22 protein-coding genes are annotated in these 14809 nt (G+C 32.4%); 2 read left to right on the top strand and 20 right to left on the bottom strand.

Annotated features, from left to right (window positions below):
- Nucleotides 1–48 precede the first annotated feature (48 nt).
- The 9 genes from BUA82_RS20420 to BUA82_RS05630 form a co-directional block, all read right to left on the bottom strand.
- A complete protein-coding gene (locus BUA82_RS20420; protein ID WP_143148578.1) occupies nucleotides 49–201 on the bottom strand; it encodes a Com family DNA-binding transcriptional regulator in 153 nt (50 codons plus the stop codon).
- A gap of 73 nt (nucleotides 202–274) precedes the next feature.
- Entirely contained in the window at nucleotides 275–874 is a 600-nt protein-coding gene (locus BUA82_RS05600) for a bacteriophage Gp15 family protein (protein WP_073005512.1), read from the bottom strand.
- Nucleotides 874–1218 (bottom strand): DUF6673 family protein, encoded by a 345-nt coding sequence (locus tag BUA82_RS05605; protein WP_073005514.1) that lies wholly within the window; start codon nucleotides 1216–1218, stop codon nucleotides 874–876. Before BUA82_RS05605 ends, BUA82_RS05600 begins: the two co-directional genes overlap by 1 nt.
- An 11-nt stretch (nucleotides 1219–1229) precedes the next feature.
- Nucleotides 1230–1712, bottom strand: a complete 483-nt coding sequence (locus BUA82_RS05610) for a hypothetical protein (protein ID WP_073005516.1) — start codon at nucleotides 1710–1712, stop codon at nucleotides 1230–1232.
- The gene (locus tag BUA82_RS05615; protein ID WP_073005518.1) at nucleotides 1702–2148 is read right to left on the bottom strand and encodes a chloramphenicol resistance protein; all 447 of its coding nucleotides are present in this window, start codon (nucleotides 2146–2148) and stop codon (nucleotides 1702–1704) included. The genes BUA82_RS05610 and BUA82_RS05615 overlap by 11 nt, the downstream gene beginning before the upstream one ends.
- Nucleotides 2135–2305 (bottom strand): hypothetical protein, encoded by a 171-nt coding sequence (locus tag BUA82_RS20630; protein ID WP_178140696.1) that lies wholly within the window; start codon nucleotides 2303–2305, stop codon nucleotides 2135–2137. The genes BUA82_RS05615 and BUA82_RS20630 overlap by 14 nt, the downstream gene beginning before the upstream one ends.
- Before the next feature lie 257 nt (nucleotides 2306–2562).
- The gene (locus tag BUA82_RS05620; RefSeq protein ID WP_143148579.1) at nucleotides 2563–2988 is read right to left on the bottom strand and encodes a sigma-70 family RNA polymerase sigma factor; all 426 of its coding nucleotides are present in this window, start codon (nucleotides 2986–2988) and stop codon (nucleotides 2563–2565) included.
- 100 nt (nucleotides 2989–3088) lie between these two features.
- Nucleotides 3089–3619 carry a hypothetical protein gene (locus tag BUA82_RS20635; protein ID WP_073005520.1) on the bottom strand — a complete coding sequence of 177 codons (531 nt, stop codon included), beginning with the start codon at nucleotides 3617–3619 and terminating at the stop codon, nucleotides 3089–3091.
- Nucleotides 3620–3903: 284 nt separating this feature from the next.
- Nucleotides 3904–4137: a DUF739 family protein gene (locus tag BUA82_RS05630; protein ID WP_073005521.1), complete on the bottom strand. Its 234-nt coding sequence runs from the start codon at nucleotides 4135–4137 to the stop codon at nucleotides 3904–3906.
- Nucleotides 4138–4307: 170 nt separating this feature from the next.
- Here BUA82_RS05630 and BUA82_RS05635 point away from each other — a divergent pair, with 170 nt between their 5' ends.
- Together BUA82_RS05635 and BUA82_RS05640 are read left to right on the top strand one after the other, a co-directional pair.
- On the top strand, nucleotides 4308–4763 hold the full coding sequence (locus BUA82_RS05635; protein ID WP_083599804.1) for a helix-turn-helix domain-containing protein: 456 nt from the start codon (nucleotides 4308–4310) through the stop codon (nucleotides 4761–4763).
- Between the two features lie 15 nt (nucleotides 4764–4778).
- Nucleotides 4779–5249, top strand: a complete 471-nt coding sequence (locus BUA82_RS05640; RefSeq protein WP_073005525.1) for a hypothetical protein — start codon at nucleotides 4779–4781, stop codon at nucleotides 5247–5249.
- A gap of 351 nt (nucleotides 5250–5600) precedes the next feature.
- On the opposite strand, the gene BUA82_RS05645 is transcribed toward BUA82_RS05640, so the two are convergent.
- The 11 genes from BUA82_RS05645 to BUA82_RS05690 form a co-directional block, all read right to left on the bottom strand.
- Nucleotides 5601–6185: an LptM family lipoprotein gene (locus tag BUA82_RS05645; RefSeq protein WP_073005527.1), complete on the bottom strand. Its 585-nt coding sequence runs from the start codon at nucleotides 6183–6185 to the stop codon at nucleotides 5601–5603.
- A gap of 240 nt (nucleotides 6186–6425) precedes the next feature.
- Entirely contained in the window at nucleotides 6426–7397 is a 972-nt protein-coding gene (locus BUA82_RS05650; RefSeq protein ID WP_073005529.1) for an N-acetylmuramoyl-L-alanine amidase, read from the bottom strand.
- Nucleotides 7398–7399: 2 nt separating this feature from the next.
- Entirely contained in the window at nucleotides 7400–7660 is a 261-nt protein-coding gene (locus BUA82_RS05655) for a phage holin family protein (RefSeq protein WP_073005531.1), read from the bottom strand.
- Nucleotides 7661–7674: 14 nt separating this feature from the next.
- Nucleotides 7675–7983, bottom strand: coding sequence for a hypothetical protein (locus tag BUA82_RS05660; RefSeq protein ID WP_073005533.1), 309 nt, complete (start codon nucleotides 7981–7983; stop codon nucleotides 7675–7677).
- A gap of 78 nt (nucleotides 7984–8061) precedes the next feature.
- Entirely contained in the window at nucleotides 8062–8205 is a 144-nt protein-coding gene (locus tag BUA82_RS20640) for a hypothetical protein (protein ID WP_178140697.1), read from the bottom strand.
- Between the two features lies 1 nt (nucleotide 8206).
- A complete protein-coding gene (locus BUA82_RS05665) occupies nucleotides 8207–8518 on the bottom strand; it encodes a hypothetical protein (RefSeq protein WP_073005535.1) in 312 nt (103 codons plus the stop codon).
- A gap of 25 nt (nucleotides 8519–8543) precedes the next feature.
- The gene (locus tag BUA82_RS05670; protein WP_073005536.1) at nucleotides 8544–8954 is read right to left on the bottom strand and encodes a gp53-like domain-containing protein; all 411 of its coding nucleotides are present in this window, start codon (nucleotides 8952–8954) and stop codon (nucleotides 8544–8546) included.
- Between the two features lie 12 nt (nucleotides 8955–8966).
- The gene (locus BUA82_RS05675) at nucleotides 8967–10514 is read right to left on the bottom strand and encodes a siphovirus ReqiPepy6 Gp37-like family protein (RefSeq protein ID WP_073005538.1); all 1548 of its coding nucleotides are present in this window, start codon (nucleotides 10512–10514) and stop codon (nucleotides 8967–8969) included.
- Entirely contained in the window at nucleotides 10505–11122 is a 618-nt protein-coding gene (locus BUA82_RS05680; protein ID WP_073005540.1) for a hypothetical protein, read from the bottom strand. The genes BUA82_RS05675 and BUA82_RS05680 overlap by 10 nt, the downstream gene beginning before the upstream one ends.
- Nucleotides 11123–11133: 11 nt before the next feature.
- Nucleotides 11134–12021: a phage tail domain-containing protein gene (locus BUA82_RS05685; protein WP_083599805.1), complete on the bottom strand. Its 888-nt coding sequence runs from the start codon at nucleotides 12019–12021 to the stop codon at nucleotides 11134–11136.
- Between the two features lie 12 nt (nucleotides 12022–12033).
- On the bottom strand, nucleotides 12034–14808 hold the full coding sequence (locus BUA82_RS05690; RefSeq protein ID WP_073005544.1) for a phage tail tape measure protein: 2775 nt from the start codon (nucleotides 14806–14808) through the stop codon (nucleotides 12034–12036).
- Nucleotide 14809 lies beyond the last annotated feature (1 nt).

The following is a 14809-nucleotide window of genomic DNA, read 5'->3' on the forward strand; positions in this document are numbered from 1 at the left end:
TATCTCTCACCTGCCTTTAATATAAAATAAAAAAGACAGGCCCACTCACTACTCCATGGTGTGGTTTGGCTCTGTTCTCTGCTTAATTAATATTTTAGTTATCTTCTTACACCTAATACATTTTATTTCTCCTTTTACATAATCAGCTTTTAACAACAACTGATTACAATTAGGACATCTTATTTCTTTAATATCAACCACCTACTTTTAAAGGTAAAATAAAAGCACCTACCAATGTAAGTGCTTTTATATTATATATCAGTTTAGGAATATATTATAATACTTTACTAACATCTCCACCATTAAGAAGTATTCCTTCTATTTGATTAAGTTTTTCTTTTTCATCTTTGCTGATATTTGAAGGAATTTTATATAATTCTTTCATTTTTTTATAATAAGATTTTTCCTCTTTATCTTTTATCTTACTTAAGTCCATAGCACGATAACCCATTATCTTTACTATTTCATTATCCTCCTTTAAGGCCTTAAACATGGCTTTAAACTTCCACCAGTGTAGATATTCTATATCCTGTAAATCTACTCCGTATTGGTCTAAAAAAGCGGAATAAATGTAGTCATCATCATAATCATAAGAATATATTTGTTCACTCTTGCCTTTTCCATATCCTTTACCTTCAACTTCATTTTTTCCGCATCTATAGAACCATAGGAGCTTTTCCACTGCCTCATTTAAATCATTTGGCAATGTAGAATAGTAAAGATCTAAAGCATGTATAATCTTATCTTCTTCGCTTACTTCACTGTCCTGCATTAAAAGCTCAAAAAGAATAGAAGTACGAAAATCACTGTTAATTTCGTACTTCTCTCCTTCTATATCTACACTTATTGGAACTAAATCAATAAGTAAGTTCATTATTTTTTAGCACGTCTTTGTGCCCTATTGGGAGAATATTTTTTAGTAAATCTTTCAATTTCTTCATTGGGTTCATTTACACAGGTTATAAGTTCCTCAAAGGCTTTCAAGCAAGTCAAAAGATTAACCTTATTGCCAAAAATCTTCTTATCGGTACCTTTACCAAATAGATCGTTAAACACGTTGAATATAGCATTGCATTGAGTTTTGATGCTTTCAACTATAGTCATATCTTTTACTTTTTCGCCTATGTTTTCTATACTTTTCAGTGATTTCTCATATTTTTCAGCTACCTCTAAATCTAGCAAATCTAAATCTGGCAATTCCACTCCATTAATTTTCATTTATAACACTCCTATACTGATTTTGCTGTAAAACCTTCTGTAAATGCTTTTGAAGTAGTATCAAAAGTACCTTCTATTGGATCTGAAACTCCTATGAAACTTCCTGCCATACCTAGTTCTCCCTCATTAGCCTCAAAGGAATCAACTGCTATTGCAACTTTAAATTTACGAGCTCTAAACCCTGCTGTAGTTGCTGGCTTATCTAAATCAACTATTATATAATCTGTTTCTGTATCATATCCTATTTTTTGCATTTCTCCAATATTTCTTATAAATTCTATAGCCTTTTCGGAAACTATCTGATCTGCATTAAAGCTTGTAGTCCATTCATAACCAATAATACTCTGGCTTGCACTAGACTGATTTATATATCTTTTTGAAGCTGTTTGCGCTGCTGGACTCTCATTTAACTCTGTAAATCCTGTACCTAATAATTCAAATGAATCTGATATCTTTAAATAATTTGCTTGTATTTTTCTCTTTCTAACTGACATTTATATCACCTTTCCTTTTAAAATATTTTAATATTAATTGTATTTTGAACTGTGCAGTATTTTCCGTATTGGAAAAAGCATAGCCTGTACTTTTTACTTTAATTTCTAATGGTTCTAAACCATTTTCTAACAATGGAAATATTCCATTATTATTATTACTTTCAATCCAACCAGCGAATTTTTCATAAAATCCACTATTGTCTATATTTTGCAGAACATCTGCTGAGTAAGGTTCTCTGCTTGTAAATATAAAAGCATATTGTCTTACACTATCTCCATTAACATATTTCTTTAAAATAGGTTCTATTGGAACCTCTTCTATAGAATAGTTATCTGCATTAGCATCTAAATAATTTACATTTACTCTAATTGCATTGTCAAAGGTATCCAAATAAGGACATTTCATTATATAATTTCTAATACTATCGATTATCATAGTTACACCTAACTATATTAGTAAAAGGATCTTCTTCTGATATAATATAGCTCCACCTTCCCTTTTCAAATTTAACTTGTAGAAAAGCATGACTAGATATTATATCACCGTTTATTTTAACTATATTATTTTTGCTATCTATAAAAATATCACTCATCCGCTTTTACCTCCTACAATCCCTTTCATTTTTCTTACAATACCATCTGTTATTGAGCCCTAACTCATCCCCCCTTTATAAGCAATCTTCCTAATCCACTTTCTTTAGTTGTAAGCATATTGTTAGACATTCATACACCTCCTTTGGAATTTATACAGTAAAATAAAAAGAGCACCCTTTCAGGCACTCCTTATGATAATATAATAACAGCTTATTTTATTAGTGTGTTTAAATGTTATGAACATTTAATTACTATTTTATTCAATATATATTAATGGTATTAATTTGTTTATAATTGTTGACTTGTTTCTGCATATGGTCTGTTCAGTAACATATAATTTAATTGCAGCGTCTTTCACTCTAACCTTATTGAAATAACATGACTCTATTAAATTACGTTCACTATCTGTTAAAACTTCAATAGCATTATCTATTCTTTTTATTTCATTCTCTTTTTTAACTAACAAATTAGTTAGATATTCAATTCTTTTTTCCTTGTGTTCTATTTCTCTTTCCACTGAACTTGATATGGTATTAGCCTTTGGCATATTATCATAACAAATTGAACTTATTCCGCTGTAACTTTGCTCTACATCCTCTATCTCAATTTTTATATTTTTAATTTCTGCCAATGTATTTTTATAATTATAAAGCATAGCTTCAAGCTTTTTATATGAATTCATTTATATCACCTACTTTTTGATCTATAATTTCCAACTATATATTCCTAAAAGTTCTTGGTCATTTCTAAATTTAGTAATTCCTCTCTTGGAGTCTCAGGTTTTACTTGTGGTACTCCATTTCTTTTTGAATTTGTTCAAGTCTTTCATTTATACATGATACTAAATTATCTTCTAAAGTTTTTCTTAAACTGCTTTCCACATAAAACTTACTGTCACCAATTGATATAAACCTTAAATTGTGAACTTGTAGTTCATCCTTCATATCTTTAAGAGATTTCATTTCTCCTTCTAATTTTTCAAACCGCATCTCTCTAGCCTTCATGCAATCACACATTTTTTTATCAACATATTCCGACTCCTGTTTCAGTACTTTTAAAAATTCTGCGATTTTGTTTTCTATAACGTGGAGTTTCTTCATTATGAGCATTAGATCATCATTGTCTAATAACGTCTTTGTATAAAGGAATTTAAGGGAAAATTTAAGGCTTGGACAATAAGCTATATCTACCCATCTTTCCTTACCCACGTTTTCTTTCTTTGTAAGTTTGCCTTCCTCAATAATCCTCTTTTGCTGGATTACAAAATGTCTTTCATCTGTTGTTATTCTATAATCTCCAAAATCTAATTTCATTAATATTCCTCCAGTGATATGCTTGAATTGGATCTTTCATTAATTAACTTTTCTAAATCTTTCATGTGGGCATATCCTCCTAATTATATTTTTTATAATTGTTGCTGCTTTTTCTGCTATATCAACCATTTCAAAATAGCTTGTCTTTTTTCTAAAACTTATTTTGTTAAACTTGGTGTCTTTATCAGTTATCTTTAAAGCACCTTCTAATTGAGTCTTATTAAACGCTCTAATTTATGAAATAAATTTATTTAGAATATATTTCTTCACTGTATGTTCTCTCCTTACTTTTGTTCAGTTTTCTGAACTTTGATTGCAAAAAAATATATAGGTATTTCAATTTGCTGCAAGTTCAATAGTTCCGTCGCTTTATTAATTTCTTGCTGAGTAAATTCACTATTATTATTAAGCTTTGCACTTAATGTTGTTCTTGACATACCCATTCTTTTTGCAAACTCAGCTTGGGTTTTACACTTTTCTCTTATTTTCCCATGTAATTTGCTATAGTCAAAAGCCATATCTTTACCTCCTTTTAACCTTGTTCAGTTTTCTGAACTAATTTTATATTAGCACACTAAAAATTGAATTGCAATATGTTATTTTAGTTTTCTGAACTTTTGTTATAATTATCTAATATTTTCGTTGTGTTTTCTGAACTTTTGTTATAATATGTATATAAGAGGTGATTATGATGTGCACAACTTTTTCTGAAAGAATGAAACTGGCTATGGAAATAAAAGATATAAAGCAGGCTGATATAGTTGAAAAAACAAAAATAGGTAAATCTTCAATAAGTCAATATCTATCCGGTATGTATGAACCAAAACAAAAAAATATTTTTTTAATAGCTAGAGCATTAGGTGTTAGTGAGGCTTGGCTTATGGGTCATGATGTTCCTATGGAACCATCAGTTGTTAATTCTTATAGGCGTCTTACTGAAGAGCAGACTGCTTTATTAAATAGTTTTAGCAGATTAAATACTATAGGGAAGGTTACAGCAATTAAAAGAGTTGAGGAACTGACATATATAGATAAATATATAGAAAAAGACTATCTATCTCCAGTTGCTGCACATGCTAAAAATAAAGCATCCAAAGATGACATTAAACATGATTTAGACATTATGGATGATGATAATTGGTAAATTAGAGGTGATTGCATGATGTATGAGGAGTTATTAAAAGAAGCTGATAACTTACAAATCATTGTTCGTGAAAGAAAGCTGAAAGCTTTTGATGGGTTATGTAAAGGTAATAGAATTGCCATTAGTAAAGATCTAATAACTGATGCAGAGAAATATTGCGTTTTACATGAAGAAATAGGCCACTTTCTAAAAACTGTAGGAGATATTACTGATCAAACTAAAATAGAAAATCGAAAACAAGAACTTGTGGCTCGAAGGTATGGCTATAAAAGGGCGGTTAGTTTGTTTGGATTGATTAGTGCATTTGAATATAAGGCACAAACATCTTATGAAATTGCTGAATTTTTAGGTGTTACAGAGCAATATCTTAAAGAGTGTATAGAAGATTATAAAAAGCAGTATGGTGTTTACTGTATGCTTGAACAATACATCATATACTTTGAACCTAATTTAATGATCTGTAAATTATTTAATCCAGTTGTATAAAACAACTGGATATTTTACTCATTATTTAGAGCTGCAGATATTCTAAATATAATATAAAATTATAGTATAAAATTTGTTTATAAAAGCGGTTTTATATAAAAAACTTTATTTCAATTCGTTGATATTGCACTTTATAATGTATTTGGTGACCCCTAGGAGACTCGAACTCCTGATTCCAATCAATTCTAACTGTAAAAAACTAAAACTGCCCTCAACTATTGAGATTAAGCCATTCATTCCCTATAACATTCTATTACAAACTAGCACCATCTGAAACTTATGTGGGAAAAATGTGGGAAGAATGCGAGGTATGATTTATAAAAAAAGCCCTGGAATAATCCAGGGTTATTTTTATTTTAAATAATACCCTACGGATGAATCACTAGGATTAATTAGAATTACATTATCTAGTGAAAGATCATTAGGTACTTCAAACGTTACATATATATTCTTAGTTAAATTAGGGTTTATATTGTCATATACTCCTACAAATCCGTTCTTTTCATTTTCTATATTTAAAGGTATCATGCTATCAGAATGTACGTCATATCCACTCTTGCTATTAAAGTCATATAGCGCGAACTTTGTTCCTACTTCTTTGGGTGCTTTCCCTAAATTCTTAGCAGATACCTTTATCTGTATGAATTTATTCCCTTCACTTTTAAAATTCTCTCTCAATGCTGTAATAGTTTCTACATCTTTAGCTTCTAATATTTTGAATTCCCATTCCCCACTTTTTCCTGCTGTACCAAAATCTATTGTGGTTGCTTGCTTCTCCGTTTTATTAGAAGTATCTTTTTTTGTTTCATTAGGAGCTTCTCCTTTAGTTTCTTTGGTTGGTGGATTATTCGCCGGCGCTTGGTTATTTTTATTCCCACAAGCTACTAATACCAAGATTAAACTTATTACTAGCATTACTGATAAAATCTTTTTCATAATACTTACCCCCTGTATGTATATTTACAATTATAATTGTAAACTACACATTTATTTGTTCAAGTTTTTCGACAAAACTATATATAATGTTACATGTATAAGATGTGTAAAAATGGCAAGAATTTAAAATGTTTATGGTTTGTTCTATTTATAGAATCTCCTTTGGCTTAGCTCCCTAGTATGGGGGCTTTTTTATGCAAAAAAAATAAAGGGTAGCCCCGAGGACTACCTTAATAAATATTATACTAATTTAATTTCTATAGCTTCTATTCTTCTACCTTGTCCAGTGGTTCCAGCTACTTCTCTATCTCTTACCCAATTTGTCCATCCTATATCTTGCACATGCACTCTATAGGTTACAGTAACACCAATTCCTTTAATTGCTATAGCTTCTAATCTTAGAGATTCTCCCATTGTTCCTACCACTTCTCCGTCTGTTCTTATAGATGTCCATCCCTTACCTTCTATATGTCCTTGCATTTCTAATTTGGCACTTGTATTTTCTAGTTTTATTGTTAAAGCCTCAAGTCTTTTGCTTTGCCCGGTTGTCCCTGCAGTTTCCCCATTTTTTCTCTTGCCTTGCCACCCTATATCTTGCACGTGTGCCTCATAAATTACAGAAGGTTTTGGTGCTGGATCTGGAGCAGGAGCACTTTGAACCTTTTTACCTTCTATGCCCTCTGCTATGACTTTTGCTATTATTTGTGGCCCTATTTTTTTATATAGTTCCACATCTTTAGTTGCTTCTAAAAAGAACATCTCTACTATCATAGCTGGCATTTTAGTATGCTTTAATTCATATAGTGAAGGGTTTATGTTCAATCCATTTGTTGACTTCCTTCTCTGTTTTCCTTCATCATCAGTAAAGCCTAAATCATATAGTGCTTTAGCTACATTTATAGCATATGAATTATTGCTATTATGTGCACATACCTCGGAACCTATTGCCCCTATATACTTCTCATAAGCCTTGTTAACATGAAGTGATATGAATAAATCTGCGCCCCAGGCATTTGCTTTATTAACTCCATAAGCTAGATCATCACTCTTACTCATTCCTTTTGGAGGAGTAACATCTAAAGCTTCATATCCTAAAGACATTAAATAAGCCCCAAAATGAGGGAGAACCTCCCTATTAACCACTATTTCATTTAGTATACCAACCGCTCCTGGAGCTTGTGGGTTATGGCCTGCTCTATATGCTATTTTCATTATTATTCATCCTCCCTATTTTTAGTTTGCTTAATAAGCTGATTAGTTAAGACAGCTACTCCAGTTGATACTATTCCCTGGAATACTGCTAGTGCTGTAACCCCTTGTTGCAATGCTATAGATCCTCCAACACCAACTACAAGTAAAACCCATGGTATGCTCCAATCTAGTACTTTAGGACTATTCTTCAAAAACATTCCCACAACATATAAAGCAGCCACCAATATCATTAGTTGTTCGGGTACAAATTTAATTAATTCCATAATTAACACCATCCTTATTTTTTAAATATTAAACCTAAAATAATTCCTACAATACCAGTAATAGTAGAAGATACTAAGGCTACTTTATAATGCTTAGCTTCTTTGCTTGGTTCTTTTTCAATATGATCTAATTTACTTGCAATATCCCCTATGCTCTCCTTAATCTCGTTTAAGATATTAAAGATCATTTTAATCTGTTCACTAGATACTGCAGATGTCCTCTCCAGTATTAACAATCTCTGTTCAAAATCTTTTTTTGATTCCTTTAGTTCTAATATCTGCTTTTCTAAATTATCAATTTTTATATCTTTTTCATCTGCCATAACCCACCTACCTAATTAACAAAATTTAAGGCAAAATAAAAACACCCTATAGGTGCTCTATCTTGCCTTTTAGTTTAATTATATTGTTGTAGTTTCTTTTACTACTTCTGTTACTACTTCTTTTAAGTTGAACAGCCTAGGTACTTCTTCAAGCTTGTAGGTACCGCCTAAAACTAAAGATACCCAAACCTTAACTAGTCCGCTATTCTTAGTAAAATTCATACTATACACCTCCTCCCATCATGCTGGTAACTAATACAGTAAGCTCTGCTATACTTTGTTTCATAGTTTCATTCTCTGCTTTAAGCTTGTCAACCTCAGAAGGTTCCTGAGGAACTGGTTCTGGAATATATTCCTCAAATATTTCTTCAAACGTTATACCATTAATATTTTTTATCTTAAATTGCTTACCTTGAGCTTGTAGCTCAAAATATTTATTATATAGTTCATCAGAAATTTCAGTATCTGTTTCTAGTATAGTGTTTATTTCCTTATCTTTAAAACCCACATATCCGTTGTCGTTAAATATATACATATTATTTACACCTCCTAGTATCCTATTAGTTTCCTATCGCAATCCAATTTATGGATATCTGCCCAGCTGGGGGTGTACCATTTTGCACCCACCTAAGCCCAATTTGCGATTTAGTTACTGCATTGGCAGCTATTTCAATTTCTTTTGCTATGTTATGAGTATCCCCGAAGTGAGATATTGTAGCACTAAGGTTCAAAGGCTTATTTGGAAATGATATGGGCAGTGTTGCTGTATATCCTGTAAGTCCATTAATATTTGTTTCGGGTAGCACATACCACCCCCATTGTAATATAAGTCCCCCTGGTAGTTTTCTATATCCAATTTCAGCTAGGCTTTGTGTTGCATTAACAAGCATATCTTCGCTGGTTTCAAAATAATGCTTATCCCAATCAGTTCCGTTAAAACTTCTAAAAGGTCTTTTTATTGTTTGTGCCATCTTATCTCCTCCTTATATCCACACTGTGCCTATAGGAATCCCTGTAGGTTGTGTAGCTGATTTAATTATTTGTGTACCGTCTTTTCCATCTTTGCCAGGTAACCCTTGAGGTCCTTGCATGCCTTGTATGCCTTGGTCTCCTTTTTCTCCTTTAAGATCCACATAAGTATAAGTTGTTTGGCCTTCCACTCTTATACCTAATTTGGTACCGTTCCAGCTAAATTCAAGTGATTTTCCTTGTATGCCTTGGGTACCCTTTAACTCTACATACTTATATGAAACTTCATCCTCTCTTTTTACTCCTAATTGGGTGCCATTCCATAAAAAGTTTAACCCTATTCCAGGTGTACCTTGTACTCCTTGCGGTCCAGTTGATCCCGTATTACCTTGGGGTCCTTTTATGTTTTGTACTGCAGGTATATCTAAAGAAGAGTTTAACGTCCATGTTAAATTGCCATTACTATCTATAAAAGGTCGCCACATTTTACCCGAACCAGTACTATTAGGAATGCTATTTATTTGGTTATTTATTTTTTCAGTAGGCAAAGGAATTACACTACCAAGAACAATATCTATTTTTCTATGTCCTTCATACACCTCTGTAATTTCTGCAACTCTTTGATAAGATTCTCCTGTACTATTTTTTAGAATTATTATATCTCCTAAGTCCCAATCCTTCTCATATATAAAGTTTGAATTAATTGCAGTACTTTCATTGCTAGTAATATAATCATATTCTGCTAGTTTAGCCTTAGCTCTATCTTCTAAGTTATTCTCGTTTTCTATATCTCTTGCATCTATAAATAATTCTCTTCTAGATAGTCCAATATCTGCAGTTTTAAATACTTCCTGAACTGATCTATCTTCTCCCTCTCCTTGTCCTGCTACGTATCCCATTGTTTTATAACTTAGAGAATTGTTTATATGAGTGGAATTTGTTATATTGTCAAACTCCTCACTAAAAATAACCCTGCTATTATAATCCTTAGTCCTGTCTATTCCCTCAACTACATCAAAAATAAATTTTTTGCTATATAAATCTAAATAAACTTCCCATCCTATTCCTGCAACAGTACACATTTGTTCTAATTCAAAGTCTAAATATTTAAACCTAGATTGCCATGCTATTATTGGGCCTCTCTTTTTATCAGGAGCTAATTGTAATTGCTCAATTTTTCTTTTTACATCTACTGGAGTAACGCAGTTATCTATTACATAATGTTTAATAACCTCTTCAGCGGTAGCCTTTATTTCATCATAAGCCTTTCCTGCAGGTGGCACTGTAATTCTTATGCCTATAATAGATTTTAAATCTCTGCCTTTAGCGGTTATTATTTTCTTACTTTCATCTACCTCAACTTCTTCTATAATTCCAACTTTTTTAGGAGTTATAAAAATTATATTTTCATTTTTAAGAATGTCTATATATTTTATAGGAGCAACTATTTGAAACTCCTTAGCTTTAGTGAAATTCCTTACAAAGTAAAAAGAGATATAATCTTCTATATCCCCTAAAAAATCAAAGTTACTATTTATTATTTTAATAGTATTTATATCCATAGATCTCCCACCTTTGCTGTTGTCGGAGTTGTTCCTTGGATATAAATTCCTCTAATACTTTGTCCTTGCATATTAGTAAACCAATCCTGCCATAGAGTCTTTAGACTGTTCCACTCTCCATTGAACTTATTCCACATTTCCTGTGTGTCTGCCTTACCTGTAAAACTCATATATCCACATATAGAAGTATCTGGCCTTTCATCTACAATAGAAAAATCAGAACCACTCACTATTATTTTAGCTAGGCTTAATTCGTGTACAGATGTATCCCTCTGTAGTGCAGGGGGTCCACTTGTTACCCCTTGCTTAACATATATACTTAATGCTCTATTTATTAAATCTAGCTTTAATACAATCCTATCTTGCCTAGTTGTGCCTACTGCTACAGTCTTAGATAATGTAGTTGTATTTAAATATAAGTATCCATTAATGCATCCGGATCCTTCACTAATCTCCACTTGGTTATTAGATTTTTTTAATACCTTAAGGCTTCCTGGTGCCGGATTAACTCCAGTAGTAATAAATGTTTTAAAATAGTTTGCAAAATCCTCTGCTTTATATTTTCTATCACCACTAATACTATTAAAAAAACCTCCGAACTCTGCCATTGCCTCACCTCCTATAGGCTTAAATATTTATTTTTATATTTAATAATAACCGATTGAGGAATAAAGTCTCCCTCTGTACTGTAACTAAGCGTATTGCTTCCAACCTCTAAATTAAACAACGATAAAGTACTCTTAATATCTATATAATTATAAGCATTTTCTCTAATACCATCACTTTTTATAATTTCAACTTTTTTACTTCCGTAGGCTGTAGAGATATAAAGAATTTCAGTATCTAATATTTGCTTGTTTAACTTAATAAATTTATCACCATTTAAAGTTATTATAGGGTTTAGCGCTGAACCATTGAAAAATATTTCAAGTGGACTTTCTACATCTCCATAGTTTATAAACACTAATTCATTAGGGCCTTTTTTAGCGAATTCAATTCCGGTGAAAGGTATTTCTAATTCAAATTCCAGTCCACCTTCCCATGTTTCTATATTAGTTACATTTTCCTCCTGGTCTTGCCAGAATGGATATGCAGCATTAAATGAACACTTAAAACCTAACCCATTTTCATTATTGGTCTTATAGTCTGTAGAGAATTTGGGTATTTCTTCAGCTCTTACAATTATCTCTTTATTTACATAATCTTCGTTGTACTTTAGCAACACATCCTGTAATGGATTTAAAATTCTCACTAATTGTTTCTTAAGCACCTCTATTTGTTCTCTAGTATCAGCTAATATAATTCCCTCAATATCAATAGGTCTTTCACTTAAGGAAGTAGAATTTATACTTTGCCCATGTTGGTTTACACCTTTAAACTTGCTAAATTCTCCTTGTATCTGTCCATCTTCAAAAGCGGTTAAGAGTACGCCTGTACCCTTAATAAAACTCTCTATAGTAATACTTAACTTATTCTCTTTATTAATTAATTCAATTCTTGTAAATATAAATACCGCCTCCTAAGCAAAAGATAAATCTCTCATGGCTTTTTTACTAGCTTTAGAAACCTCATAAGGAGAATCAACTCTGCCATAGAAATTATTAGTTACATTTACACCTCTTGCACTATTAGACCCTTGGATATAATTCCTATTTTCATCTGCAGTAAGAACTCTTTCTCCTTTGTGTAATTTAGCTACATATCCATCAAAAGGTACATAAGAAAGTCCATTGTATTTTGAACCATCATATTTTGGACTACTAGCATTTAAACCTTCAGCCTCCTTATTTGCCCTTTCATTTGAACTAAATAGCCAATTAAAAAATCCTGAAATGGAATCCCAAGCCTTATTGTACCAAGTTTTAATTTTTCCTGTTTGAATTTCTACTTCCTTCTCAATTCCTGGAGTAGCATTTTTAATCTCATTTTTAATACCTTCGCAACCTTCATTAGCTTTCTTTATTTGCTCTTCTTTAGCAACTCTAGCCGCTTCTTTCATATTATTATATTGCTCTTCAGTTATATCTCCAGCAGTCTTTAATCTTTCTGCTTGTTTAATTATTCCATCATATTTTGCATTAGCTGCACCAATTTCCTTATCTCTAGTTTCATTAGCTTTGGTTATCATTTGACTGGCCATTTCGGCGGTTAGTCTTCCTTGATAATCTTTCATTCTCTCTCGAATAACTGCTGCTTCCTGTTCAGTTTCACTTAAAGTATTAATAGCTACATCTCTCATACTAGACTGAATACTATTTATTTCATTTTGTTCTGCTTCATTTATAGCTCTGTTATTGTTTTTAGCATTCATATAGATTTCTGATATTCTCTTCATTTTCTCATCTATAATAGTTTGTCGCTCATTATGTTTTTGGGTTATAGTGTTTAATATTTCTTGTTCTTTTTGAGATGTAAGAAAATTGCTCTCATTAAAAAATTGAGTTAAATTGGTATTCATCTCACTAAAGTTTTTACTATTTCCAGTTTTAATTGTTTCACCCATATTATTAAACTTACTTATCATATCATTTGCTATAGCATCTGTTACAACTGCATTCTTTACCCTCATTTCATATAAAGCTTTAGTGGTTTCATCATCCATCTTCATATAAGCCCCCACAGCTTTTTCAGTTGCATCACTTATTTTAACAGTTTCCGTTTGAACTGTTTGAACCATTCCTCCGTATGAATCTTCTACTCCTGCGCTAGCTATCCCAACTTTATCTGCAAATAAATCAACTGTTGGAATAACTTCCTTTGACATTTCCTTATGAATTAAGTAGCCTGTGCCTACTATCGCAGCTCCTGCTGCTACAAATGGAGCGGCTGCCAATGCCGCTGTACCTAAGCTCCCTGCTAATCCAGCCACCCCACTGGCACCTGCTGCTGTACCTGCTGCAGTTCCAACACCACTTAATGCCGTTGTTGCAGTTGCTCCTACAGCTTTGGTTAACCCTAACTTACCAAGAAAATTACCAACTAAAGGAGTACCGCTTCCAAATACAGTACCTATTCCACTTACTAGTGGTTTTAATTTGGTAAATGTAGTTATTGCGTTTCCTGTTACACTTAAAACTGGTCCCATTGTAGCAGCGAATAGAGCAGTCTTAACTATAGTTTCCTTCATTTCTGGGCTTAATCTTTTGAATCTTTCTGCAACACCCCTTATACCTGCTATAACGTCTCTAACAACCGGCATTAATATGTCTCCCATTTCAATACCTAAGTTTTTAATGTCATTTAATGCTTTTTTAAACTCATTTCCAGTGGTACCGCTTACCTTTTTAAATGCTTCCTCTGTAGCTCCTGTACTGTTGTTCATATCTTTAAGCATTTCATTAAAGTCTTTTCCAGCATTGTCTGCTAATATAAGAGCTGCCTTTCCCGCCTCCGCACTCCCGAACATATCTGCCATAGATAAACCACTCTTTTTTGCATAATCATCAAGCGTTACTAATACATCCCCAAGGCTCATACCACTATCCATAAGTTCTTTAAAACTTTTACCTGCTGCTTCTTTTAGACTATCACTTGCTTTTGTTCCACTTTTACTTAATTCGGTAAACATAGAACTCATATATGTTGTTGTTTCTGCAGCTTTAATACCATTAGCAGTCATTAGAGCGTATCCAGCCCCGACTTGGTTAAGTTTAACACCACTTACATCAGCAGTTTTTATAATTTTACCCATACTGGAAGATAATTCTCCAACAGTTACCTTACCTTTATTCTGAACTTGTATTAATAAGTCAGATACTTTTCCTACATCCTCAGCTTTTAGCTTATACCCATTCATTATAGTAGTAAGCAAATCTAGAGAATCACTAGCTTCAGCAAATCCTGCTTTAGCGAGCTTAGTAGAATTAGTGACAAAATTTATGGCATCCCCTGTCTTTTGTCCTGCTGATATTGCATCATATACGTTGTTAGCTATTTCGGCTGAAGCTATTCCAGTATCATCAGAAAGCTTTAAAATACCTTTTCTTAAATCTCCTATAGATACTTCGCTTTCTTCTGAAATTGTACTCACCTTAGCTATAGAATCTTCAAAGTCCATAGAAAACTTAGCTGCCGCAGTCCCAGCACCAATTATAGGAAGAGTAATAGTCTTGGTCAGATTTCCGCCAATTTCACTCATCTTCTCTCCGACTTTAGCTGCATTTGCCATTTCTTTTGAAACTTCTTTAGCTCTACCAACAGCTTCAACTTTTACCTTGTCCATATCATTTTTGAAAGTTTTAATATCAACCTTCATTTGTGTTAAAAGTGGTGCTAATTGAATTCCACCTGCCAAA

Source organism: Clostridium amylolyticum, from assembly GCF_900142075.1.
In the GTDB taxonomy this organism is placed as follows: domain Bacteria; phylum Bacillota; class Clostridia; order Clostridiales; family Clostridiaceae; genus Clostridium_AA; species Clostridium_AA amylolyticum.

What these genes read in the sequence shown, in the direction of transcription:
- BUA82_RS05680 (WP_073005540.1), bottom strand. Translation starts at nt 11,122, where the DNA reads ATGGCAGAGTTCGGAGGTTTTTTTAATAGTATTAGTGGTGATAGAAAA.
- BUA82_RS05615 (WP_073005518.1), bottom strand. Translation starts at nt 2,148, where the DNA reads ATGATAATCGATAGTATTAGAAATTATATAATGAAATGTCCTTATTTG.
- BUA82_RS05620 (WP_143148579.1), bottom strand. Translation starts at nt 2,988, where the DNA reads ATGAATTCATATAAAAAGCTTGAAGCTATGCTTTATAATTATAAAAAT.
- BUA82_RS05675 (WP_073005538.1), bottom strand. Translation starts at nt 10,514, where the DNA reads ATGGATATAAATACTATTAAAATAATAAATAGTAACTTTGATTTTTTA.
- BUA82_RS05605 (WP_073005514.1), bottom strand. Translation starts at nt 1,218, where the DNA reads ATGAAAATTAATGGAGTGGAATTGCCAGATTTAGATTTGCTAGATTTA.
- BUA82_RS05670 (WP_073005536.1), bottom strand. Translation starts at nt 8,954, where the DNA reads ATGGCACAAACAATAAAAAGACCTTTTAGAAGTTTTAACGGAACTGAT.
- BUA82_RS05640 (WP_073005525.1), top strand. Translation starts at nt 4,779, where the DNA reads ATGATGTATGAGGAGTTATTAAAAGAAGCTGATAACTTACAAATCATT.
- BUA82_RS05645 (WP_073005527.1), bottom strand. Translation starts at nt 6,185, where the DNA reads ATGAAAAAGATTTTATCAGTAATGCTAGTAATAAGTTTAATCTTGGTA.
- BUA82_RS05635 (WP_083599804.1), top strand. Translation starts at nt 4,308, where the DNA reads ATGATGTGCACAACTTTTTCTGAAAGAATGAAACTGGCTATGGAAATA.
- BUA82_RS20635 (WP_073005520.1), bottom strand. Translation starts at nt 3,619, where the DNA reads ATGAAATTAGATTTTGGAGATTATAGAATAACAACAGATGAAAGACAT.
- BUA82_RS05650 (WP_073005529.1), bottom strand. Translation starts at nt 7,397, where the DNA reads ATGAAAATAGCATATAGAGCAGGCCATAACCCACAAGCTCCAGGAGCG.
- BUA82_RS05660 (WP_073005533.1), bottom strand. Translation starts at nt 7,983, where the DNA reads ATGGCAGATGAAAAAGATATAAAAATTGATAATTTAGAAAAGCAGATA.
- BUA82_RS05655 (WP_073005531.1), bottom strand. Translation starts at nt 7,660, where the DNA reads ATGGAATTAATTAAATTTGTACCCGAACAACTAATGATATTGGTGGCT.
- BUA82_RS20640 (WP_178140697.1), bottom strand. Translation starts at nt 8,205, where the DNA reads ATGAATTTTACTAAGAATAGCGGACTAGTTAAGGTTTGGGTATCTTTA.
- BUA82_RS05600 (WP_073005512.1), bottom strand. Translation starts at nt 874, where the DNA reads ATGAACTTACTTATTGATTTAGTTCCAATAAGTGTAGATATAGAAGGA.
- BUA82_RS20630 (WP_178140696.1), bottom strand. Translation starts at nt 2,305, where the DNA reads ATGAGTGATATTTTTATAGATAGCAAAAATAATATAGTTAAAATAAAC.
- BUA82_RS05630 (WP_073005521.1), bottom strand. Translation starts at nt 4,137, where the DNA reads ATGGCTTTTGACTATAGCAAATTACATGGGAAAATAAGAGAAAAGTGT.
- BUA82_RS05665 (WP_073005535.1), bottom strand. Translation starts at nt 8,518, where the DNA reads ATGTATATATTTAACGACAACGGATATGTGGGTTTTAAAGATAAGGAA.
- BUA82_RS05610 (WP_073005516.1), bottom strand. Translation starts at nt 1,712, where the DNA reads ATGTCAGTTAGAAAGAGAAAAATACAAGCAAATTATTTAAAGATATCA.